The sequence below is a fragment of the Aeromonas media genome, assembly GCF_000819985.1.
In the GTDB taxonomy this organism is placed as follows: Bacteria; Pseudomonadota; Gammaproteobacteria; order Enterobacterales; family Aeromonadaceae; genus Aeromonas; species Aeromonas media.
The window spans coordinates 1-20,666 of sequence record NZ_CDBZ01000090.1 but is presented as its reverse complement, the minus strand read 5'-3'; the positions used below and the strand labels follow the sequence as shown (position 1 = coordinate 20,666).

Below are 20,666 nucleotides of genomic sequence, written 5' to 3'. Positions count from 1 at the left end.
CCTCTCATGTGGTATCTCATCTATTCCGAAGATGTCGCCGGCAGCCTGCCCCAGCGCAAGCTGGCTCGCCCTGCCCACCTCGCCCGTTTGCAGGCGCTGCAGGATGAGGGGCGCCTGCTGACGGCCGGCCCCAATCCGGCCATAGATGCCGAGGATCCGGCCGATGCGGGTTTCACCGGCAGCACAGTCATCGCCGAATTCCCCAGCCAGGCCGACGCCAAGGCCTGGGCCGATGCCGACCCTTATGTGGCGGCAGGCGTCTATGCCAAGGTGACCATCAAGCCGTTCAAGAAGGTGTTCTGAACTGGGCCGATTGGCATCTTTAAACGCAAAAATGCAAAAGGCCGGACACAGTCCGGCCTTTTCACATCTGCACGCCCTGGCGGCGACAATCAGGCCCGCGCCACAAACCAGGGGTTAAGGATATCCGGCTTGTTGTAGGCAAGCGCTGAGCCATCGAGCTGGGTCACTGACCCGCCCGCCCCTTCCAGCACAGCCTGCGCCGCCGCCGTGTCCCACTCGCAGGTGGGGGCGAGGCGCGGATAGAGCTCGGCGCCCCCTTCGGCGATGATGCAGAACTTAAGGGAACTGCCCATGGAGACCAGTTCTACTTCACCGAGCGGCGCCAGGTAATCCAAGGTTGCTTGGGAGAGATGGTTGCGGCTGCCCACCACCCGCCACGCTTGCCCTGCTTCATGGGGGCGGGTCTGAATGGCTTTATGCGTGCCATCGGCAACACGCCAGGCCCCGACCTCCTTGCCGCCATACCAGAGCTTGTCCAGCACAGGGGCATAAACCAGTCCCCAGACCGGTCTGCCGTGGTCGATCAGTGCAATGTTCACGGTGAACTCGCCGTTGCGGGAGACGAACTCCTTGGTGCCATCCAGCGGATCCACCAGCCAGTAGCGGGACCAGCCGAGCCGTGCCTGCATCGTCTCGGCGTCCGACTCTTCCGACAGCACAGGGATATCCGGTGTCAAGCGGGCCAGCGCCTGCACTATCACCTCGTGAGCCCCCTGATCGGCGGCGGTGAGCGGACTCTCGTCCTGCTTGTACTCCACCGCAAAGGGTTGACGGTAGATGGTCAGGATGGCATCACCGGCGGCGCGGGCTATGGGTTCCAGCTCGGAAATGGCGGGTAAGAACATAGAAAAGACATCTCGCTCAAATGGTTAGCCAGTGTACCTATTTCGGACCTGTCTGGCTTATAGCCGTTTGCACTGACTTATAAAGTGTCAAAAATGACAGACAAAAAATGGCGCAGCTCGACTAATTATCAATAGTCATTTGACGCTACATAAGGACATGAAGCCATGAACCGAAAGACTCTGATCGCCGCCCTGCTGCTGGGTTCCCTGCCCCTGCTGAGCCAGCCTCTGCTCGCCGCCGACAAGCCGGTTGCCAAGCCCGCTACGACCGTCACCAGCGCCAAGGAGGCCGGCAAGATCAATCTTAATACCGCCAGTGCCGATGAACTCGCGGCGCTGAAAGGCATTGGCGAGAAGAAGGCGCAAGCCATCGTCGATTACCGCGAGAAACAGGGCAAGTTCACCTCGGTGGATCAGCTGGAAGAGGTGAGCGGCATAGGGCCCGCCACCCTGGATGCGAACCGGGACATGATTATCGTCAAGTAACCGGTTTGAATCCCTGTCATCCGAGGGCAGCCTGTGGCTGCCCTATTTGTCTTGGGGTATCATGGGCGCACTTCGTATCTTCGGACTCATTTCATGAAAAAGACACCCCTCGTTGTTCGCAAGGCCGTCCTCCCCGTTGCCGGTCTGGGTACCCGCATGCTACCTGCCACCAAGGCCATCCCCAAAGAGATGCTACCGGTGGTCGACAAGCCGCTGATCCAGTATGTGGTGCGCGAGGCCATCGCCGCCGGCATCAAGGAGATCATCCTGGTGACCCACTCCAGCAAGAACTCCATCGAGAACCATTTCGACAAGAGCTTCGAGCTGGAGGCGACCCTGGAGAAGCGGGTCAAGCGCCAGTTGCTGGAAGAGGTACAGCACATCTGCCCGAAAGACGTCACCATAATGCACGTGCGCCAGGCCGAGGCCAAGGGCCTGGGCCATGCGGTGCTGTGCGCCCGCCCGCTGATCGGGGATAACCCCTTCGCCGTGCTGCTGCCTGACGTGCTGATCGACGAGGTGGCCAGCGATCTCAAGCAGGACAACCTGGCCGAGATGGTGCATATGTTCGAGGCGGACCAGATCAGCCAGATCATGGTGGAAGCCGTCCCCGAGAGCGAAGTGGACAAGTATGGTATCGCCGACATCAAGGGCGAGGCCCTGAGCGCCGGCATGTCACTGCCGATGCAGGCCATCGTCGAGAAGCCGCCGCGCGACGAGGCCCCTTCCAACCTCGCCGTGGTCGGCCGCTATGTGCTCTCCGCCAACATCTGGCCCTTGCTGGAGAAGACCCCGGCCGGGGCGGGCGACGAGATCCAGCTGACCGATGCCATCGCCATGCTGATGGAGAAGGAGCAGGTCAATGCCTACTTCATGAAGGGTCGCAGTCACGATTGCGGCAGCAAGCTGGGTTACATGAAGGCCAACGTGGAATATGCGGTACGCCACCGCGAACTGGACGGTGAATTTACCGCCTGGCTCAAGCAGTTTGTCAAACAGTTGTAATTGCTGAAAATTAACACAACACACAGAATAAAAGACTGGGCATCATTCGATGCCCATTTTCATTTTATAAACAAAAATTCAACCATCGATAGATAAAATATCGTCAAAAGCTCTCGTTGTAATTCAATCCTGCTTGTTTTATAAGGAATATGGCTTGTTCCTAGCCCTTGCATAAAATTTCTAAAAAAATATAAGACACAGGTGGAAGTTCCAATGAATAACCCGTCCAAAGGGACCTTTTTAGGTCACCCTAAAGGGCTTTTTTTGCTCTTTAGTACCGAACTCTGGGAGAGATTCTCCTACTACGGCATGCGTGCCGTGCTCGTCCTCTATCTGACTGACATGACCGCCAACGGCGGCATGGGCTGGACCCAGGCCGACGCCCTCAAGCTGTACGGCATCTATACCGGTCTGGTCTACATCACCCCGATCATCGGGGGCTGGCTGGCCGACACCTTCCTCGGTCAACGCCGCGCCATTCTGATCGGTGCCATCTTCATGGCGGCGGGTCAATTTACCCTGGCCCTGCCCCACGCCATGTTCCCGGACATGGTCAACACCGTCTTCTACACGGGCCTTGGCTTGCTGATCCTGGGTAACGGTCTGTTCAAACCGAACATCTCCACCATGGTGGGCGACCTGTATCAGGAAGGTGACCATCGTCGTGACGGTGCCTTCACCATCTTCTACATGGGCATCAACCTGGGCTCCCTGCTGGCGGGCGTGATCTGTGGTGCCGCCGCCACCGCCTACGGCTGGCAAGCCGCCTTCGTCAGCGCCGGTATCGGCATGCTGCTCTCCCTGGTGGTGCAAGCCACCATGGCCCAGCGTTTCCTCGGTGACATCGGCCGCATGCCGGCAGCCCAGCGCGCCGCCTTGCAACGCTCCAAGGAGCAGAAGGCCCCGCTGACCAAGCAGGAAGTGGATCGCATCAAGGTCATCCTGGTGCTGGGTCTGTTCACCATCATCTTCTGGGCAGGTTTCGAGCAGGCCGGTGGTCTGATGAACCTGTATGCACAGGAATATACCGATCGTATGATCGGCAGCTTCGAAGTACCGACCGCCTGGTTCCAGTCCCTGAACCCCTTCTTCATCATCACACTCGCTCCGATCGTAGCGGCCATCTGGATCAAGCTCGGCAGCAAGGAACCAAACTCCCCGGTGAAATTCGCCATGGGTCTGCTGTTCCTGGCCGTCGGCTTCCTCTTCATGATCGGTGCCGTGCTGGAACAAGGCGGCGATCAGGCCGTCAAGACCTCCATGTTCTGGCTGGTCGGTGCCTACCTGTTCCACACCCTGGGCGAGCTCTGTCTCTCCCCGATCGGCCTCTCCATGGTCACCAAGCTGGCCCCGCTGCGCCTGGCGTCCCTGATGATGGGTGCCTGGTTCGGCTTCGTCGCCCTGGCCAACTATGCGGCCGGTTTCATCGGTTCCTTCGTTGGTGAAGCGGGTCCGATCGCCATCTTCGGTGGCATCGCCCTGGCCGCCGTGATCAGCGCCCTGATCCTGCTGACCATGGCGAACCGCCTGGTCTACTGGATGCACGGTGCCGAAGGCCCCGCCAAAGAGGCTGACGAGCACGACAAGAAGCTGCAATCCGCCACCGTCTAACCGGTCCGGACTGTACCAGACAAACAGGGCGCCCAATGGGCGCCCTGTTTGTCTTAGCGTTAAGCCACTACCTCAATGATGACGAACCTGCATCTTCAGGGCGCTGCCGCTGTCGCTGCGAAACTGCAACTCGAAAGGCTCGTGCCAGCTGCGCTTGTGCAACCCATAGCGGCTGCTGCGCATCAACCCGAGCGGCAACCCCCCAGAGCGCATCAGCCAGTGGGGTGAGGTGAGGCCTGCATTGGCAAATACCAGCCCGTCTTCCTGATCGAACAGCAGCGCCGCCATGGCAAAGGAGTGGCGCAGGCCCGACTCCAGCAGTTGCAGATTGAGGTAGTCGAGCAACCTGTGGGGCTGGGTCAGCAACTGGCTCTCCTGCTGCTGAAACTGGCGATAGGGGCCATTCATCAGGGATCGCACCAGAGCACCGCAGAAGGCGGCATCCACCCCCAGGATGGGCAGCTCCATCACCAGCACCAGCAGCTTGTCGCCCAGCTTGAAGGTATCGGGAATGAACAGATTGCCCATGCCGGCGAACGTCACCTGCCAGGGCCCCCACTCCTGCATGCCCGGTGGTGCCAGCCAGGCCAGCAGGCGGCTGGATGCCAGATCGTGGGCCCGGAAGAAGTCGATGTGCTCCATCAGCTCCAGTTGCTGGCTTTGGTGGGCGTTGCTCGTCAGGCACTGATCTATGCTGCGCCGGATCTGGCCATAGTCATCCACCGGCTTGATGAAGAAGTCGCTCGCCCCCGCCCGCAACGCCCGCTCGATGGCGGCCATCTGATCCTGGCCCGAGATGACGATGACAGGAACCTCGGGGTAGCGGGCAGCGAGGCAGGCGATCACCTCATGCCCATCCATGTTGGGCATGTTCAGGTCGCATAACACGATATCGGGGTGATAGAGTGCGGCTGCAGAGAGCCCTTCGATTCCATCTTCGGCCTGAAAGACACAGGCCCCATCATGCTCGAGATAAGTGACCAGCGAGTGGCGAAAAACCGCTTCATCTTCCACCACCAAGATCCGTAGTCCGGCTTTTGACATCTTGACAAAGCTCTTATTAGTCAAACGGTTATTTGAGTACTAAGCCTAGATCATGGGAGCGCCATCTCGCCACCCAATATTGCCGGGCATCCCTTCAAATGGTCAGTCAGCCACCCAAGCATTTGAAATGGGCTGATTATTTTGTCAGCAATCAATGCCTCTTCCTTGCCGATCGGGAGGGTCAGCGCCCCCATTCAACACTGGATAAAGGGACGCCCCGGCATCATCAGGCTGTCATCCATGGGCACCGTGAATTGTATGCAACCCCGCCATGAGGGATAATGCCCCCCACTCCAGATCGTGAAGCAGACCATGACGCCAGCCGAATACAGCGCCCTCGCCCATCCCAGACTCTCCCATCCGGCGCGCAGCCTCTATACCCTGCAGCTGCGCCGGCTGGTGCTGGAAAATCGGCTGCCCAGGCTCAACTATCCCGAACTCGGGCGCGCCCTGGCGGTGGTCGATCCGGGCAATCCCAGCGGGTTCTGCTATCAGGTCAATGCCCGCCAGCTCACCGAGTTGCTCGATGAGCTGATGGAAGCCGAATTGTTGCAGGTCGAGGCACAGGCGGACAGTGAGCACTACCATCAGTGCCCCTTCCAGCTGCCCCTGCTGAGCCAGCGGGTGCGCAGCCCGCTACCGGAGCGCCCCTTCCAGATGCATCTGCGGTGGCGGCCGGATGAAGAGCTGCCCGCCCTCGCCCGCCTGTGCGGGGTGATCGATGCCAGCTACAGCGAAGAGGATCTGGGGGAGTTCATCGCCTACTGGCTTGGCCGCCCCGAGGTATTCGACTCCCAGCATCAATGGATGCTCAAATTTATCCGGACCCTCAAGAGCCGGCGATACACAAGGCGCCAACCGACCGAGGTGGCCGGTTACCAGCAGATCACCCCAGCCCCCGTCGATTCGGGGCCGAGCAAGCGGGCACAGGAGATGATCGAGGCCGCCAAGCGGCTGGCCCAGACCCAGGAGCCGGACAATGATTGATCCCGGATGCCCGCAGCAGGCACTATTAACCCCTTGTCACCCCAGCCCCAGCAGAAGGAGTATCCCATGACAGATCCGCACGACCCGCTGCGCCAGGAGCTGGAGGAGATCGAGGCCAAGCGCCGGAGGATCGCCAAGGCCAAACAGGACCATCGCGTGCACGACCCCGAGCTGAGCCAGCACGTGGGCGGCCTGCTCGAGCGCATTCGTCGCCTGCAGGCCCAAACCGGCGGCGGCCAGTACGACTACGAGACCCTGCGCAAGGAGTACGACGCCAAGGCCAATGCCGAGGTGCGTGAACTGCAGAAGGCGGCGCGCCAGGAGCGGATCCAGAAGCTGATCGCCCAGGCCGACCTCAACCCGGACTGGATCTTCGAGAAGATGGATGCCGGCGACCCCGCGCTGCAATACCCCATGGAGACGGCCCGCTACTTCATCAGCGGCTTCGAGCATTGGGAGAAGAGCGGCGGCGGCTGCATGCTCATCTACGGCGACTACGGCACCGGCAAGTCCACCCTGGCGGGTGCCGTGGCCCATGAGCTGATCGAGCGCCACCAGAAATCGGTGATCTTCCAGCAGTGGGCATCCATAGTGGACAGGCTCTTCTTCAACGTCATCCAGGATCAGGAGGAGCGCAATCAGTACCGCCGCGCCCTGGAAGAGGTGGATCTGCTGATCATCGACGAGGTCGCGGCCAACCGCGCCAAGATGGCGGAGAGCCAGTCCAGCTTCCTCGGCCACCTGTTGCGCCGCCGTCGCAACCTCTCGAAGAGCGTCATCATCATCACCAACCACAGTCCTCAGAGTCTGCATCAGGCCATAGGTGACTTCAGCTTCGAGGCGATCAAGGCGTTCAACCCTGTGGATATCCACCTGAGCGGCCCCAGTCGTCGCCCCAGCATAGGCCACTACAACGGTTGACCCTGTGCGAGCCCGGGCCAGTTGCCCGGGCTCGCCGCATTTCCCCCCTCTTTCAAATAAAAACAACTCTCATTTACAGCACAGTGCCAACCCTTTAGGCTAACCCTTTCGCCACAGGGAGCAGCACATGCCAACCACACTTGTCTTCGGAGCCAGCCGCGGGCTGGGCCGCGCCTTCACCGATCAGGCCCTGCGCCAGGGTCACAGGGTCCTGGCCCTGGTTCGCCAACCTGAGATGGCCGTCGAGCTGCGCACCCTGGGGGTCGAGGTCATCGAAGGAGATGCGCTGGACCCGGCCGCCGTGCAGCAGGCTTGCGCGCAAGCGGGCCCAGGGGCCCGGGTCATCTCCACCCTCGGCAGCTTCCGTCAGCCACAACCCGTGGATTATCAAGGCAACCGCAACGTCATCGACGCCATGGAGCAAACCGGGCTCATACGCCTGCTGCTGGTGACGTCCCTCGGCTGCGGCGACAGCTGGCAATACCTGCCCGAGCGGGCCAGGGCGGCGTTTGGTCATGAGGTGCGCTTGAAGAGCCTGGCGGAGAGCTGGCTGCAGACCAGCACGCTCGGCTGGACCATCCTTAGGCCGGCCGGCTTGCAGGATGGGGAGGCAACCGGGCGTGCCGTGCTGAGCCAGGGCAAGGAGGTGCATGGACTGGTGCGCCGCGCCGACGTGGCCGCCCATGGCCTGCGCCTGCTGGCCGATGAGGCTACGCTGGGGCAGATCTACGCCATCGGCGATCCCGAGCTCCATCGCGCCTGACTCATCCAAGACCCAATCCACCGCATAAAAAAACGGTCAGCCCTTGGGCTGACCGTTTCACACTCTGTCGCCGCCGCGTTATCTCGCCTGGCTGGCGGCCGTGTCACTGGCCACCTGGCTGGCAGCCGGCAGCGACTGTTGACGCCAACGCAGCAGCAGGCAGGCGAGGCCGCCATGAAGCAGTGCCAGCCCCCAGAGTTGCCACCAGTAGCGCGACACCTGACTGAACTCGGCCCCCATCTGGTTGAGGCGCAGGAACCCCTCTATGGCCGGCGTGCTCGGCACCCACTGGGCCAGCCAGTTGAGGGGCGTCGGGATCAGCTCCAGCGGCCAGATGAAGCCCGCGAGGAAGACCAGCGGCAACGAGGAGATGAGCACCACCTGGGTCGGCAGATCGCGACGGGTAAACAAGGCCCCCAGCACTACCCCAAGCCAGGTGGTGGCTAGCAGGAAAGGCAGGGTGAACAGCCACAAGGCGGCCGGCTCGGCGGTGCGGGCTATGCCGTAGTAGTCGAAGCAGAAGCCGAAGAAGTAGGTCACCGGCAGCACAAACAGCCCCCCCACCACCAGGGTACGGGCCAGCAGCAACGCCAGCACGGGCACCTGCTGCCAATAGCCCTGCTCCCCTCGCCCGCTTCGCTGGTTCTGGGTCGCTCCCAGAATGCCGGTGCCCATCAGCAGCACCTGGTGCAGGATCAGCACGAAGACAGCCGGCACCACGTAGTTCACATAACCCATGGTGGGGTTGAACACAGGCACCACGTTGAGCCCGACCGCATTCCAGCCCATGGCGGCCTGGGGCAGCGCCTCGCCCTGGCTCAGCAGCCTGGCCACCTTGACCTGAGCAGCCAGGGTGCCTCCGGCCTGGGCCAGCCCCTCGGCTATGGTGCCGTAGACCAGGAAGTAAGAGGCGTCCCCGGCGTAACTCAGCGTGACGCTCTTGCCCAGCATCAGATCCCGGTAGAAGTGACGGGGAATGTGCAGTATGCCGCTCGCCTTGCCGGTCAGCAGCCACTGACGGGCCTGTGTCAGGCTGTCGACCCGAGCTACCAGTTTTACCTGGGGCGTCGCGTCGGCCATGAACTCCAGCTGACGGGAGAGCTGGCTGCCATCATCGTTGACCACCACCACAGCCTCCTCGCGAGGCAGCTGATGCAGATAGGGTTGCGGATAGAGGAAGGAGTAGAAGAAGACACCACCAAACAGAGTCAGCATGATGGCCCTGTCCGCCAGCAGGGTGCGCAACTCGAGACGCACCAGATCCCAGAATCCCATCATGATTCAGGCTCCTTGGTGGCCAGTTGGCGGGCCGCATGGGCCTGGGGTTGATAGCGCCGCACAACCAGCAGCAACGGCAGCAGGAACAGCAGCAGGGCTCCGAACTGGGGCAGGGCCGCCGTCAGCGGCTGACCGTAGTTGGTCTGGCCTATCTGCAGCTCGACATAGTGGGAGATGGGCAAGAGGCTGCGCCAGAACTGGGCCACATCCCCCATGGCGCTGACCGGGAAGGTCACCCCCATGAAGGCGAACCCAGGCGCCGTGTAGGCCCCCGCCAGGGAGAGCGCACGGGCCGGATCCCGGATGACGCCGTAGAAGAAGGCCCCCATGCTGACGCAGGCGGCCGAGGCCAGCCCCAACCCCAGCGTCAACACCAGCCAGCTCCCCTGCATGGGATAACCCAGCCCCTTGAACAGCAGCAGGCTCCACGCAAGCCCCCACCCCCACCCGATGAGTACATGGGGCAGCAAGGTACGCCAGAGGCCGAACCAGACCCCTCTGGTGGTCCAGTCCAGACCGAGTCGATCGGTGCGGGCCAGGGCGTTGAGGCCATAGAGCACCACCAGGATCTGCCACACCGCAGGCAGCAGGGCGCTCAGCAAAAACTGGGCGTAGCTGGAGTTGATGTTGTAGAGCGCAGTCACCTGGCTCGCTATGGGCACAGATTGCCCCAGCGCCCCAGGCAGCGCCTTGCCGTCGGCCATGGCCGCCAGCACGCCCACCTGGCCGTTGAGGGTGCCCACCACCTGGGCCAGGGCCGCGTTGACCAGCTTGGCGATCAGGATGAACTGGCCGTTGTTGAACACGGTCACCCTGGGCTGGGTGCCCTCCCGGGCATCCCGCTCCAGGTGATTGGGGATCACCACCAGGGCATAGATGTCGCCTCCACGCAGTGCCTTGGTGCCCTCGTCGATGGCGTCAAACTGCTGCGCTATCTTGAGCCCGGCCGAACCATCCAGTGAAAATGCGAGCTGGCGGGAGAGGGTGCTGCGATCCAGGTCCACCAGACCCACCTTGAGGTCGCGCGCCAACCCCGCCGAGAAGATCCAGCACAAGAGCCCGATCAGCAGCAGCGGGATCCAGCTGGTCAGGGCCCGGCTGAAGGGGTCTTGCCACAGCAGACGCCATTCGCGCCCCATCAGAGTTCGACCAGCACGCTCATGCCAACCCGCAACCCTTCAACCGGTTGCAAGGGGCGCGCCTCCACCTGGAAGCTCTTCATGTCGAACCCCTGACGGGTGTCTGTGGCTCGCCAGGTGGCGAAATCCCCCATCGCGGCCACATGGGACACCTTGAAACGCACCGTCTGATCGCCAAGGCCCGGGATGCGGGCATCAAACTCGGTGCCGACCGGGAAGCGGGGCAGCAGATCCTCGCGCACATGGAACTGGGCCCAGGCATCCTTCATGTCGAGCAGGGTCACCACAGGGAAGCCCTGGGGCGCCAGCTCGCCGCTGCGCAGCAGTACCTGGGCGACTTCCCCCTCGTGTGGGCTGGCGATGCGAGTGTCGGCCAGATAGGCCTCGACCTCGGCCACCCCGCCAGCCGCCATCTTGGCCTGCTCCCGCGCCGCGACCTTGGTCTCCTCCCGCGCCCCTTCCAGGGTCATCTGATATTGCTGCCAGGCCATGCCTTCGCTGTATTTGGCCGCCTGCCAGGCCGTCCAGGCCTCGTCACGCTTTTGCAGCGATATGACGCCGTCCCGATGCAGGCTGGCGATACGTTCATAGGTCTTGCCACGAAGCAGGGCGGCCGCCTTGGCTTGCTGCCACTGATCCTTGGCCGCAGCTATTTGCTGGGCCCGCGCCCCCTTCTCGGCCTCCTGCGCCATGGCACCCGCGGCCGCCTGACCCGCCTTGGCCTGGCTCAGCTTGGCCTCGATTTCGGGGCTCGCCAGGGTGAACGCCAGCTGACCCTTGGCCAGTTGATCTCCCTTCTTCACCAGCACCTCGTCGATACGCCCCGCCACCTTGGAGGAGACCGAATACTGCTGCGCCTCAATCTGGCCCTGCAGGCGCACCGGCTCAGGCTGATAGGCCAGCCAGAAGCGCCAGCCCAGCCAAATGACCAGCAGCACCAGGGCAAGTGGCAGCAACCAAGGCTTGCCCTGACTCATCTTCTTCTTGATGGGGGGATGACTCATGAATTCACCTCGACAAAAGGGCGACCCCTGGCGGTCGAAACAGTGATGGATAGATGGGCCTGCTGGGTCGAAGTCATGAATTCACCTCTATCGCCTGACCATGCTGATATTGATTGAAACTGTTCATCTGCCCCGAGAGCGCCAGCAGGCGGGCCAGGGAGACCACGTATTGGTAGGCTGCCGCGGCGCGCTGGGTCTTGACCCCGGCCAGCTGGCTCTGGGCATCAACCACATCCAGCGAGGTGGAGAGCCCCTGACCGAATGCCTTGTCCCGCAGCCGCACGTTCTCTTCCGCCAGCGCCTGGGTCGAGGAGAGGGATTGATACTCCTCCAGTCCCTGGGCCGCCTCACGCCAGGTCTTCTCGACCAGCAACTCCAGATCCTGGCGGGTCTTGGCCTGCAGCAGATTGACCTGCAGCTCGGCACTCTTGGCCGCCTGCACCGTCTCGGAGCGGCCGTCGCGGCTCACCAGCGGCATGCTGACCCCGACCCCAACCAACCAGTCCGGGGTGGTCTTGGAGACGATGGAGTCATCTTCATAGAGGTTGTAGTTGCCAAACAGGAACAACTCCGGGGCATATTTGCCCTTCTCCAGCTTGATCATCCCCTGAGCCTGCTCCTTCTTGGCCGCCAGCAGCTTGAGACCGGGGTGTACCGACAGGGTTTCCTCCACGAAGGGAGCCAATGCTGGCATCCCCTCGTTGATGAAAAGGCTGGTATTGGGCTCGGCCTGTTTGAGCTTGAGCATGTGACCGAGGGCCAGCTGGGCTATCTCCAGGCTGCGCCGCGCCTTCTGGGTATCGATGCGGGCCCTGTCATAGGCCGACTGGGCGGAGAGTCGCTCGACCTTGGCTATCTGGCCCTGGGCTTCGAGCTTTTTGGCGTGATCCAGGTGGTGGGCCAGCCCCTGCTCGATCTCCTGCTTGGTCTGCACCACCTGGGCCGCTAGCACCACGCCGAAGTAAGTCTGGGAGAGGCTCTCGAAGGTAGACTGCTGCTTGAGCACCAGTAGTTGCTGCGCTTCGCTCACCTGCGCCTGGCGAATGTCCTGGGCAGCATCGATACGCCCACCGGTAAACAGCGGCCACAGCATCTTGACCGAACTGGTGACCACATTCTGTTTGGTCAGCGGGGTGACGAAGTCGCTCGGGCTGAGGTTGAGCGCCTGCATGACGGGCCCCAGTACCTTGCCAAATTCCGGGTGGTTGGCGATGGGGTTCAGATCCAGCATGTCCAGTTCCATCGGCTGATCAAGGTGGGTATAGCTGGCCCCCACATCCACCTTGGGCAGGTACATGGCCTTGGCTGCCTCGCGCAGTTGCTCTGCCCTCTCCACCCCGGCCTGCTCCGCCGCCAGCCCGTCGTCTTGCTGGATGACCCGGCTCCAGGCCTCGGTGAAGCTGACGGTTTGCGCCTGGGCCGAGGCCAGCATGGCTCCCAGCAGACCCGGGCAGAGCAATTTGATGAACCTTGACGTCATACATCCCCAATTTATGTTTGTAATAAAATTGTGTGGAGCCTTTGCTCGATTCAGGTTCGCTATCATAGCGTAAACAGGCGCCGGAAAGAGACTGTCAAATCACCGAGTCCCTCACTCATTTGACCCTGACCATGGTCCCAGACAATATGTCTGATTTTCAAGCACTCCTGAATTTGCAAGCCTTGGCGCGACGTTTTTTTCAGAAAAAAATGGCTGACGCTCAAATACTAACCTTTTCTCCTGACTAAAAAATGCGTAATATACGCCGCCCTAAGCCGATGGTAACCGTGGAATGCAGATAGGTCCCCACACGCTTGAAACTCCCTTGATCGTGGCCCCCATGGCCGGTGTAACAGACCGACCATTTCGTGAACTTTGTTTACGTTTGGGAGCCGGCATGGCCGTTTCAGAGATGCTGCTGGCCAACCCGGATGTCTGGGATACCCAGAAAACCAGGATGAGAATGGGCCACTCTGCCGAAACCGGACTGCGATCGGTCCAGATTGCCGGAGCCGACCCCGAGATGATGGCGTTTGCTGCCCGCTACAACGTGGAGCAGGGCGCTCAGATCGTCGACATCAACATGGGATGTCCGGCAAAAAAAGTGAATAAAAAGTTGGCAGGCTCCGCCCTGCTGCGCCAACCCGATCTGGTCAGATCCATCTGCCAGGCCGTGGTGAATGCAGTAGAGGTACCTGTCACCTTGAAGATCCGCACAGGATGGGATCCGGATAACCGCAATGGCGAGGAGATCGCCCGAATCGCCGAAGATTGCGGTATCGCGGCCCTTGCCGTGCATGGTCGTACCCGCTCCTGCCTCTACAAGGGCGAAGCGGAATACGACACTATCAGGGCGATTAAGCAGGCCGTATCGATTCCTGTTGTCGCCAATGGCGACATAGACAGCCCGGAGAAGGCCCGGTATGTCCTCGACTATACCGGCGTCGACGCCGTGATGATCGGCCGTGCTGCGCAAGGACGACCCTGGATTTTCCGGGAAATCCGTCATTTTCTTGAGACGGGCACCAAGCTGCCGCCTCCCGACAGGGAAGAGGTTCGCACCCTGATGAACGAGCATGTTACCAACCTGCACCAGTTTTACGGTGCATATCTGGGAGCGCGCATTGCCCGTAAACACGTGGGCTGGTATCTGGATGAAGAAGAGACGGGCCGAGAATTCCGTAAGCACTTCAATGCCCTGGATTGTGCAGACGCACAACTCGAGGCACTCGAAGCGTATTTCGATGGATTAGGTTAACGCATAACTAAAGAGCCGACCGAATATGTTCGAACAAACCCTGACTTCTGATGCATTGGTAACAACTACTCACAATCACGCTGCCGAGCCGACCCAGCGCCCCCTGCGTGACTCTGTGCAACAGGCCCTGCGTAACTACCTGGCCCAGTTGAACGGTCAGGAAGTGATTGATCTGTACGATATGGTTCTCTCCGAAGTCGAAGCCCCCATGCTGGACGTGATCATGCAGTACACCCGTGGTAACCAGACTCGCGCCGCCGTGATGATGGGCATCAACCGTGGCACCCTGCGCAAGAAACTCAAGCGCTACGGCATGAACTAAGCCATAACAGCTAAGCTATTGAAAATAAAGGCACCATCATTTTATTGATAGTGCCTTTTTCGTTTTGAACCCACATTTGAACCCACACCTACAAGACTAGTTATCATTGTCGACGACTCAACTCGGACTAGCCTGATGAACAGCGTTGACCACATAACTGTACCTATCCTCCCCATGTTGCCTAATGCAAGAGAGGGCCAATGGCCCTCTCTTGCTATCTATGTTGTTGGTCAGTGCAAACAGCACTGCTTGTACTTCTAGCCGCAGCCAAAGGGACACGGCTCGTTGCGGCCAATCTTGATGGGTACCACCACTGGTGTTCGCTACGTTGTGCCAGAAAGTGGGCATGAAGGATACGAGCAGCAAATCGGGCCTTGGTGGCTTGCTCTTGCAGGTGTTCATTGCTGAGCGCCTCCAGCGACGTAGACATGGTTTCTTAACCATGTGTTCTTTATGGTCTCTGTCATCCGGGGGATGTCGCTCCAATGGATAGGCATCTATATCGGTCTCAGGCACAATGTTCGATTAGATAGACCTGATAATGGGTAGTTCAGCTGATGGCACGAATATTAACCAAAGCGCAATTGAGTAAACTGGAAAGCAAAAGCCAAGCCGAGCTGTTGGCTATCGTGCTTGACCTGGCAACGCATCTTCCCCTCGCAAAAAAGCACCTGATTAACCAGTACCTTACTGCTGAGGATGCCTTATTGGCATTGGCAAAAAAAGAGTATAGCAAGCTCACTCGTCGCCCCCCTTCCTGGGATTATAAGGAGGTGGATGCCTTCTTCGATACCTTGCAAAATCAGTTTATTCCGTTGCTGGCCAAGGGGATCGTCGCCTCTCCAAGGGAGGGAGAACTCTTCGCCCTCGAGTTGCTGGCGAATGCCAGAGCCTTGTATGAAAAGATGGATACATCCAGTGGCAGCTGGGAGGACTACCATCTTGCGCTGGTCGAACAGTGGTTGATGGCGATCGCTGCTCAACGAGAGTCTGTCCCCCCAGAGGTGCTGGCTCGTCGATTGCGTGACGGATTGTCAGACATTGATCCATCGATCAGCATTACTTGCCTGTTTGATTACCGTGATGTGCTCGGCTCCCCAGTGATGCGAGCCTTGCGCGATAACTATGCGGCGGCAGGTCTATTGCCAGAGGCGTTGGGGTTGAGCTTTGAGTTGCGTGATATTGCATTCTTTGACTCGGTGCAACAGGCTGGTCTCTTTAGCCACCCCCGTCAGCAGATTGACTATGCCAGACTGCTGACCGACGAATTACGCGCCGATCAAGCCATCGCGGTATTAGAGGCAATGGACTCGGCTCTGTTGCAGCGCCACCGCCAATTGAACCTGTGGCATCAAGTGTTGATCCGGGCCTATCTGGAAGAGGGACGCCGAGCTGACGCTCATGCTCAGGCATTACGCGCGTTTGCTAGCACACGGGCAAACTCGTTTTTTGCGAGTTATTGCCAAAGTGGAGATGAGCCTAGAGAAGTAGCATTAGGCCAGTTTGTTGCCATTGCCGAATCATGGGGGCTACGCGAGGTCTTGTTGCTGTTGGAGGAGGTTGATGCATGGCCACAACTGGCACAACGGCTTGAGCAATGTACAGATGCAGACTTGCAGGAGGATCTCTCACTCCTTGCTGGTTCAACCGTACGAACCTGGTCGAGCCGCCTCTATCAGCAGGGATTTATCGTGGTGGCAGTGCGGCTACGTCGTCAATTGGTGGCCAATGTCGTTAATCAGGGCAAGAGCACCTACTACACGGGGGCAGCCTCGGATCTGAAAAAGAGCCTGGATTATCAGGCGGCCTTAAAGGTAGAACAAGAGGATGGAGAGAGACCTCTCTGTTCGCCACAGGAGTATCTGAATCAGCTTTATCAGCAGCACAAACGCAAGAGCAGCTTTTGGGAGGCGGTTCGTCAAAAGCTACCGGCCATTACCATGTCGGCGAGCGGTGTGCAGTATCAGGCCGAGAATAAATAAGGCGCTAACACCTTTCACTCGGTCAGTCAGCTTGTGCTGGTGTTCCATGCGCCCTTGGCTGTCCAGCGCCTCGATAGCACTCATCTGGATGTCTCATTGCCACGACATCCTTCAAGCTACCCAAAACAAGAGAGAGCCATTGGCTCTCTCTTGTTTTCGAAATAGGTGTTTTCAAAAAATGTGTTTTCGAAAAAAGTGTTATCGAAAGAAGATCTCATCAAAGTCCGGCTCTTCATCCCAGATGGCGTGCTGACGTGCGTCCCAGCGCTCGGCCAGATAGGGTTTGAGGGTTGCAAGGGTGGTGATGGTCGCCAGTTGTCCATGCAACTGCTTGATATCCCGCTGTAGATAGTGCTGATGCTCCTCGAACGCGAGATCGGTCTTCTTCTTCGAGCGCTGTTTAAACTTGTGCAAGATAACCCCTTGCACTCCCTCCGGGCCACTATAAAAGCAGATCTCGAGCTCACGTTTTTTCTGCCAGAGCGCCGGATTGATGGCCACCAGATTCTCTTCACTCAGCAGCTTGTCTGCCTCGGGCAGATGGGTGTGAGCCAGGTGCAACAGAGTAAACATATCCCGCGTTTCCCACGCATGGCTGAGCTCGCCCATCAGGCGGCTCTTCTCTTCACGCTTGACCGGGTCTTGCTCCCGATCCGGGTGCAGCGTCATAGCCAGCTTGCGATAGAGCTGCTTAAGGCTTGAGTTATCGAGCAGTTGCTCAACCCTGGCAACCTCATCCGGATCGGCCATGTCATGATGATCCTGCCAACGTGCGAAAGCCTCGTCATTGGCAAAGGGGTCATCGCCACAGTCCGGCGCGTCGTCGTCCCACTCATGCTCATCACCGCCCTGTTTTTGGGCCTGGGCTTGCATATAGTCGCGCAGCTTCTCGGGATTTCTGACCATCTCGCGCAGCAGCTCGATATCATCGGGGCTCTCGCCAAACGCCTCTTGCAGCATGTCAGTGATAAAATCGCAGCTCGCCTCGAGCTGATCATCATCGAGCTGGCTGACGCTGCCCGCTTGCACCGCCATATAGAGTGACTCCAGATCCAGCTCCCCCCGAAACGGGTTGGATTCAAGATACCCCATCAATTCATCAATCCAGCCATGGAGCATCTCGCGCTGCCACTGGGTAAAACTTTTGCGGGCGGTGAAACCGGCCAGCCGCTGGCAAAGCTGAAAAATCAGCCCACACTGCTCACGCTCCAGAGGCTCAATGTCGCTGACAAAGCGCTGATAGATATCCGCCCCCTCTTGCTCCTGTTTGGCCAGCTTGGCCTGCAGCTTTTCGATGGCCTGCCACTGGCGATGAAAATAGGCAAGGGCCGGACTCTCGTGGCGCGGCTCGGCTTTTTTTCGCTTGGCCGAGGTTTTACTCTTGGTCAGTGACATGAAGACTCCAAATGAAAACGGGATAGTTGGCTACCGTGGCCACGGCAGATTATCAGAGGGGAGGAGATGCGCCTATCCTCGCGGTCTGCTGCCGGAGAAAAGCGCACGAGGTGTACCGAGGTTGTGGCTCCCGAGTCACCCGGGCAGGCACGCAATCGCTAGAGCTGACTGCGCAGTATGTTCACCAGTACAGGTGCGAAGGGCTCCAGCTTGCCTTGTTTGGGCTGGCTCAGATCTTCGATCAGCATTGTCAGCAATTGTGCATCATCTTCCAGCGCCAGTGCCTGCTGATCATCGCCATAGTGGGTCCAAATCAGGCTATCCACCAGCTGTTTGCGCTTGGCAACCAGCACCTTGTTGCTTTGCTCCGTATCACCCAGATTGAGTACCCGGATCGCCTCTTTGGCTCTTTCCGTCAACCCCTCAACCCGACCACTCCATTTAAAGCGCAACTCGGTTTCGCACTCAGGCATCAGCGGGGTCAACGGCAGAGGCTGCGAGCCATGGGCGGCATCGCACTGTTTCGGTGTTTTGCAACTGGCTACCAGATTGCTGAAATCCATGGTGCGCTTAGGGGCGAGATCCCTAGCCTCAACATGCTCGTTCATGGTGTCTTCACTGGTGCCGCTGATGGCTTGGCAACAGTAGGCGCAGAGATGGAATTGCTCAGTAGTGCAAGCCTCCCGGATCTGCTGGCGAATTGCCTGACCCTCTTCATCGTTGGGTAGGTCGTGATATCGAGCATGAGGATTTTGACGTTTGAATGCCGCCAGACTTGCAGGTTCTTGTCCCTTATAAATCTTGCGCACGGCGCAGCTCCTCTTTGCGCAGCAGCAGGCTAGCCTTGGTCAGCTCCAGGTTGTTGGCTGGCAGCTCGGCTCTTAGCGCGGCCAGCAGGGCATTGGCCTTATCAAATTGCCGATCTTGAATTAAATCGAGTAAGTCATTCAGTCGGCTCGCCACCCGCTCATTGCGAATAGCGGTATCCATCACCTCCAGCAGCACCGAGTTGGCATCCTGACCATATTGGGATGGCACTTCAGTCAACTCGCCATTATCGAGCGAATAGACCAGTACATCCTTGCAATCGCTGATCACCAGGGGGGAGTGGGTGGTCAGCACAAACTGACAGTTGGGGAAGGTATCAGTGAGCCGCTGGATGATAGTACGTGCCCACTGGGGATGCAGGTGCATGTCCACCTCGTCGATCAGCACCACCCCATCGCCGTGCAGCGGATTTTCCAGCTCCGGATTCATCATTGCGAGGCGGCGGGCAATATCGCCCACCAGTGCCATCAGGGATTTCTCCCCTTGCGACAGTTGCAACACATTGAGGGTCTGACCCTCCTTGTCGATGGACATATGCAGACGCGGCTTACGGCGGACCTTCAGATTTTTAAATCCGGGCATAAAGTTGGCAATAGCTGTGCGCACCGCCGTCAACTGACGATCTCTGGCTGATGCCTGTGTCTGTTGCAACTTTTGCCAAAGATCAGGACCGAGTAAATCTTGAAGTTCATTAAGAACTTCAGTAGGGATTACCGACTCGTTTTCGCTATCTTCCCGCTCGCGAAACCACTCAAAGAAACGACGAAAATCGACTCCTTGACTCAGCGAATTGTCATAACCATCGAGTTGGCGAAATGAATGTTTCTCTTTGATCTTTAGCGGAATATCCAGCACCACCCGCTCGACTGGGTAGAAGGCGATCAGGGGTAAGCTGACATTTTCCTGCTCTGTCAATCGTGCTCGATACTCATCGGCTAGTTTGCTAGCGTCGGTCAATATGGATTGCTCGTTGCTCTTGCGACCGGCGCGAGTTTTGGTGAGAGACCAGATGTATTCCTTCAGCTGATCGTGTAGTTGAAGAGAGACCACCGCGGTATTGGCGCCATTGAGGATGACCTCTTCCGGGATGGGGCTGCCGCTGCCTTTGTCGCTGCGCAAACGGGCAACAAACCAGCTGAGTGAGGTCGCCAACGATTTGAGTACCGAGGTTTTGCCTGCACCATTGTTGCCAATCAGCACGGTCACATTCGAGTTGACCCGCTCCGTGGGGGCAAACTCGATGGCAAGACGCTCAAAACGCCCCAGATTTTCGAGGGTGAGTTGTTTGATTTCCATGCTCTATTCCTAATTTTGCTGCCAACACGACCTTATCTCGCCTGCACTTGGCTTACAACCCGTCGAATGTTGCCGCTGACTGCACATCATACGAGCGGGTCAGGCCGTTGCGCGAGGCTTGCGGGGCCCACACTTACCTTTTTTGCCGCTGGCGGTGGCCCGCTCGGTCTGAATGCGGGCCAGCAGGGCGGCGGTTTCTCGTGCGTCCGATTACGCTTCGCTAATCGAACCTACGTCGCGGATGTTTTGGTTGCCCGTTTGCGCGGCTTGGCAGTGGCCCGCTCGGCTTGAATGCGAGCCAACAGGGCGGCGGCGCTATTGTCGCCACTGATCAGGTCCGGGTTGGCTGCGCGCCAGTCGGCGGTCAGCTCGCCACGAAATGCCTTGGCCAGAATGGCCTGGGTCAGGTTATCGACCCGCGCTTTGGCCGTCTTGGCCTGCTGCTCGATGGTATCGGCATAGGCAAAGAGTTGTTCTACGCGACGGACAATTTCGGTTCCTGATTACCCATGACCCTCAGCCAGCTTCAAGAGCCGATATGGCATCGGAGGGCTTGCCACGACTGCATGCCCCAATTCAACCAACATGCTCTTGAGGTCAAAACGATGATTAAACCGGAAGCAGTATTCCGCAAGATGCCTTGGTAAATGCTTCGCTCCGAGCTTATGACAACTGCCCCGCAGCGAGTTCTTCACATTCTGCGTATTCCGGCGAAGTTG

20 protein-coding genes and 1 pseudogene are annotated in these 20,666 nt (G+C 59.1%); 11 read left to right on the top strand and 10 right to left on the bottom strand.

The features are described 5' to 3' along the window. The first annotated feature begins 6 nt into the window (after nucleotides 1-6). Nucleotides 7-303, top strand: coding sequence for a YciI family protein (locus BN1127_RS08005; RefSeq protein ID WP_025325883.1), 297 nt, complete (start codon nucleotides 7-9; stop codon nucleotides 301-303). A gap of 89 nt (nucleotides 304-392) precedes the next feature. Here the strand turns inward: BN1127_RS08005 and cysQ are convergent, their stop codons facing one another. After that, the gene (gene cysQ / locus BN1127_RS08000) at nucleotides 393-1,148 is read right to left on the bottom strand and encodes a 3'(2'),5'-bisphosphate nucleotidase CysQ (RefSeq protein WP_042649090.1); all 756 of its coding nucleotides are present in this window, start codon (nucleotides 1,146-1,148) and stop codon (nucleotides 393-395) included. Nucleotides 1,149-1,313: 165 nt separating this feature from the next. Between cysQ and BN1127_RS07995 the strand changes: the two genes are divergently transcribed. The 3 genes from BN1127_RS07995 (at nucleotide 1,314) to BN1127_RS07985 (ending at nucleotide 4,250) form a co-directional block, all read left to right on the top strand. Beyond that, a complete protein-coding gene (locus BN1127_RS07995) occupies nucleotides 1,314-1,634 on the top strand; it encodes a ComEA family DNA-binding protein (RefSeq protein ID WP_042649089.1) in 321 nt (106 codons plus the stop codon). A gap of 93 nt (nucleotides 1,635-1,727) precedes the next feature. Continuing rightward, nucleotides 1,728-2,639 (top strand): UTP--glucose-1-phosphate uridylyltransferase GalU, encoded by a 912-nt coding sequence (gene galU / locus BN1127_RS07990; RefSeq protein WP_042649088.1) that lies wholly within the window; start codon nucleotides 1,728-1,730, stop codon nucleotides 2,637-2,639. A gap of 213 nt (nucleotides 2,640-2,852) precedes the next feature. Next, nucleotides 2,853-4,250 carry a peptide MFS transporter gene (locus BN1127_RS07985; RefSeq protein WP_042649087.1) on the top strand — a complete coding sequence of 466 codons (1,398 nt, stop codon included), beginning with the start codon at nucleotides 2,853-2,855 and terminating at the stop codon, nucleotides 4,248-4,250. A gap of 72 nt (nucleotides 4,251-4,322) precedes the next feature. Here the strand turns inward: BN1127_RS07985 and BN1127_RS07980 are convergent, their stop codons facing one another. After that, a complete protein-coding gene (locus BN1127_RS07980) occupies nucleotides 4,323-5,294 on the bottom strand; it encodes a response regulator (protein WP_042649086.1) in 972 nt (323 codons plus the stop codon). A 312-nt stretch (nucleotides 5,295-5,606) separates the two neighbouring features. Here BN1127_RS07980 and BN1127_RS07975 point away from each other — a divergent pair, with 312 nt between their 5' ends. The 3 genes from BN1127_RS07975 to BN1127_RS07965 all read left to right on the top strand — a co-directional run bounded on the left by BN1127_RS07975 (nucleotide 5,607) and on the right by BN1127_RS07965 (nucleotide 7,965). Continuing rightward, nucleotides 5,607-6,281 (top strand): DnaT-like ssDNA-binding domain-containing protein, encoded by a 675-nt coding sequence (locus BN1127_RS07975; protein ID WP_042649095.1) that lies wholly within the window; start codon nucleotides 5,607-5,609, stop codon nucleotides 6,279-6,281. Nucleotides 6,282-6,347: 66 nt separating this feature from the next. After that, on the top strand, nucleotides 6,348-7,202 hold the full coding sequence (locus BN1127_RS07970) for a DnaA ATPase domain-containing protein (protein WP_042649085.1): 855 nt from the start codon (nucleotides 6,348-6,350) through the stop codon (nucleotides 7,200-7,202). Nucleotides 7,203-7,329: 127 nt separating this feature from the next. Next, nucleotides 7,330-7,965, top strand: coding sequence for an SDR family oxidoreductase (locus BN1127_RS07965; RefSeq protein WP_042649084.1), 636 nt, complete (start codon nucleotides 7,330-7,332; stop codon nucleotides 7,963-7,965). 78 nt (nucleotides 7,966-8,043) lie between these two features. Here the strand turns inward: BN1127_RS07965 and BN1127_RS07960 are convergent, their stop codons facing one another. From BN1127_RS07960 to BN1127_RS07945, 4 genes are all read right to left on the bottom strand, one after another. Continuing rightward, nucleotides 8,044-9,243, bottom strand: a complete 1,200-nt coding sequence (locus BN1127_RS07960; RefSeq protein ID WP_042649083.1) for an ABC transporter permease — start codon at nucleotides 9,241-9,243, stop codon at nucleotides 8,044-8,046. Then, entirely contained in the window at nucleotides 9,240-10,382 is a 1,143-nt protein-coding gene (locus tag BN1127_RS07955) for an ABC transporter permease (protein ID WP_042649082.1), read from the bottom strand. The genes BN1127_RS07960 and BN1127_RS07955 overlap by 4 nt, the downstream gene beginning before the upstream one ends. After that, the gene (locus tag BN1127_RS07950) at nucleotides 10,382-11,386 is read right to left on the bottom strand and encodes an HlyD family secretion protein (RefSeq protein WP_005327977.1); all 1,005 of its coding nucleotides are present in this window, start codon (nucleotides 11,384-11,386) and stop codon (nucleotides 10,382-10,384) included. Before BN1127_RS07950 ends, BN1127_RS07955 begins: the two co-directional genes overlap by 1 nt. A 73-nt stretch (nucleotides 11,387-11,459) precedes the next feature. Continuing rightward, complete coding sequence (locus tag BN1127_RS07945) at nucleotides 11,460-12,866, bottom strand: TolC family protein (RefSeq protein WP_041205074.1); 1,407 nt, start codon at nucleotides 12,864-12,866, stop codon at nucleotides 11,460-11,462. A 292-nt stretch (nucleotides 12,867-13,158) separates the two neighbouring features. Between BN1127_RS07945 and dusB the strand changes: the two genes are divergently transcribed. The 3 genes from dusB to BN1127_RS07930 all read left to right on the top strand — a co-directional run bounded on the left by dusB (nucleotide 13,159) and on the right by BN1127_RS07930 (nucleotide 16,428). Next, the gene (gene dusB / locus BN1127_RS07940; RefSeq protein WP_042649081.1) at nucleotides 13,159-14,124 is read left to right on the top strand and encodes a tRNA dihydrouridine synthase DusB; all 966 of its coding nucleotides are present in this window, start codon (nucleotides 13,159-13,161) and stop codon (nucleotides 14,122-14,124) included. Between the two features lie 25 nt (nucleotides 14,125-14,149). Continuing rightward, nucleotides 14,150-14,446 (top strand): DNA-binding transcriptional regulator Fis, encoded by a 297-nt coding sequence (gene fis, locus BN1127_RS07935; RefSeq protein ID WP_005309538.1) that lies wholly within the window; start codon nucleotides 14,150-14,152, stop codon nucleotides 14,444-14,446. A gap of 557 nt (nucleotides 14,447-15,003) precedes the next feature. Beyond that, the gene (locus tag BN1127_RS07930) at nucleotides 15,004-16,428 is read left to right on the top strand and encodes a hypothetical protein (protein ID WP_042649080.1); all 1,425 of its coding nucleotides are present in this window, start codon (nucleotides 15,004-15,006) and stop codon (nucleotides 16,426-16,428) included. Nucleotides 16,429-16,626: 198 nt separating this feature from the next. Here the strand turns inward: BN1127_RS07930 and BN1127_RS07925 are convergent, their stop codons facing one another. From BN1127_RS07925 to BN1127_RS07915, 3 genes are all read right to left on the bottom strand, one after another. Continuing rightward, nucleotides 16,627-17,823 (bottom strand): J domain-containing protein, encoded by a 1,197-nt coding sequence (locus BN1127_RS07925; RefSeq protein WP_042649079.1) that lies wholly within the window; start codon nucleotides 17,821-17,823, stop codon nucleotides 16,627-16,629. Between the two features lie 158 nt (nucleotides 17,824-17,981). After that, the gene (locus tag BN1127_RS07920; protein ID WP_042649078.1) at nucleotides 17,982-18,632 is read right to left on the bottom strand and encodes an HNH endonuclease family protein; all 651 of its coding nucleotides are present in this window, start codon (nucleotides 18,630-18,632) and stop codon (nucleotides 17,982-17,984) included. Then, nucleotides 18,616-19,947, bottom strand: a complete 1,332-nt coding sequence (locus BN1127_RS07915; protein ID WP_042649077.1) for an AAA family ATPase — start codon at nucleotides 19,945-19,947, stop codon at nucleotides 18,616-18,618. The genes BN1127_RS07920 and BN1127_RS07915 overlap by 17 nt, the downstream gene beginning before the upstream one ends. Before the next feature lie 287 nt (nucleotides 19,948-20,234). On the opposite strand from BN1127_RS07915, the gene BN1127_RS22065 reads away from it, so the two are divergent. After that, a complete protein-coding gene (locus BN1127_RS22065) occupies nucleotides 20,235-20,450 on the top strand; it encodes a hypothetical protein (protein WP_042649076.1) in 216 nt (71 codons plus the stop codon). On the opposite strand, the pseudogene BN1127_RS07905 reads toward BN1127_RS22065, so the two are convergent. Further along, a pseudogene (locus BN1127_RS07905) lies at nucleotides 20,451-20,666 on the bottom strand (IS1595 family transposase); the annotation flags it as partial. It lies immediately after the preceding gene.

Coding starts and splice junctions, on each gene's coding strand:
- BN1127_RS08005 (WP_025325883.1), top strand. CDS start 7: ATGTGGTATCTCATCTATTCCGAAGATGTCGCCGGCAGCCTGCCCCAG.
- cysQ (WP_042649090.1), bottom strand. CDS start 1,148: ATGTTCTTACCCGCCATTTCCGAGCTGGAACCCATAGCCCGCGCCGCC.
- BN1127_RS07995 (WP_042649089.1), top strand. CDS start 1,314: ATGAACCGAAAGACTCTGATCGCCGCCCTGCTGCTGGGTTCCCTGCCC.
- galU (WP_042649088.1), top strand. CDS start 1,728: ATGAAAAAGACACCCCTCGTTGTTCGCAAGGCCGTCCTCCCCGTTGCC.
- BN1127_RS07985 (WP_042649087.1), top strand. CDS start 2,853: ATGAATAACCCGTCCAAAGGGACCTTTTTAGGTCACCCTAAAGGGCTT.
- BN1127_RS07980 (WP_042649086.1), bottom strand. CDS start 5,294: ATGTCAAAAGCCGGACTACGGATCTTGGTGGTGGAAGATGAAGCGGTT.
- BN1127_RS07975 (WP_042649095.1), top strand. CDS start 5,607: ATGACGCCAGCCGAATACAGCGCCCTCGCCCATCCCAGACTCTCCCAT.
- BN1127_RS07970 (WP_042649085.1), top strand. CDS start 6,348: ATGACAGATCCGCACGACCCGCTGCGCCAGGAGCTGGAGGAGATCGAG.
- BN1127_RS07965 (WP_042649084.1), top strand. CDS start 7,330: ATGCCAACCACACTTGTCTTCGGAGCCAGCCGCGGGCTGGGCCGCGCC.
- BN1127_RS07960 (WP_042649083.1), bottom strand. CDS start 9,243: ATGATGGGATTCTGGGATCTGGTGCGTCTCGAGTTGCGCACCCTGCTG.
- BN1127_RS07955 (WP_042649082.1), bottom strand. CDS start 10,382: ATGGGGCGCGAATGGCGTCTGCTGTGGCAAGACCCCTTCAGCCGGGCC.
- BN1127_RS07950 (WP_005327977.1), bottom strand. CDS start 11,386: ATGAGTCATCCCCCCATCAAGAAGAAGATGAGTCAGGGCAAGCCTTGG.
- BN1127_RS07945 (WP_041205074.1), bottom strand. CDS start 12,866: ATGACGTCAAGGTTCATCAAATTGCTCTGCCCGGGTCTGCTGGGAGCC.
- dusB (WP_042649081.1), top strand. CDS start 13,159: ATGCAGATAGGTCCCCACACGCTTGAAACTCCCTTGATCGTGGCCCCC.
- fis (WP_005309538.1), top strand. CDS start 14,150: ATGTTCGAACAAACCCTGACTTCTGATGCATTGGTAACAACTACTCAC.
- BN1127_RS07930 (WP_042649080.1), top strand. CDS start 15,004: ATGGCACGAATATTAACCAAAGCGCAATTGAGTAAACTGGAAAGCAAA.
- BN1127_RS07925 (WP_042649079.1), bottom strand. CDS start 17,823: ATGTCACTGACCAAGAGTAAAACCTCGGCCAAGCGAAAAAAAGCCGAG.
- BN1127_RS07915 (WP_042649077.1), bottom strand. CDS start 19,947: ATGGAAATCAAACAACTCACCCTCGAAAATCTGGGGCGTTTTGAGCGT.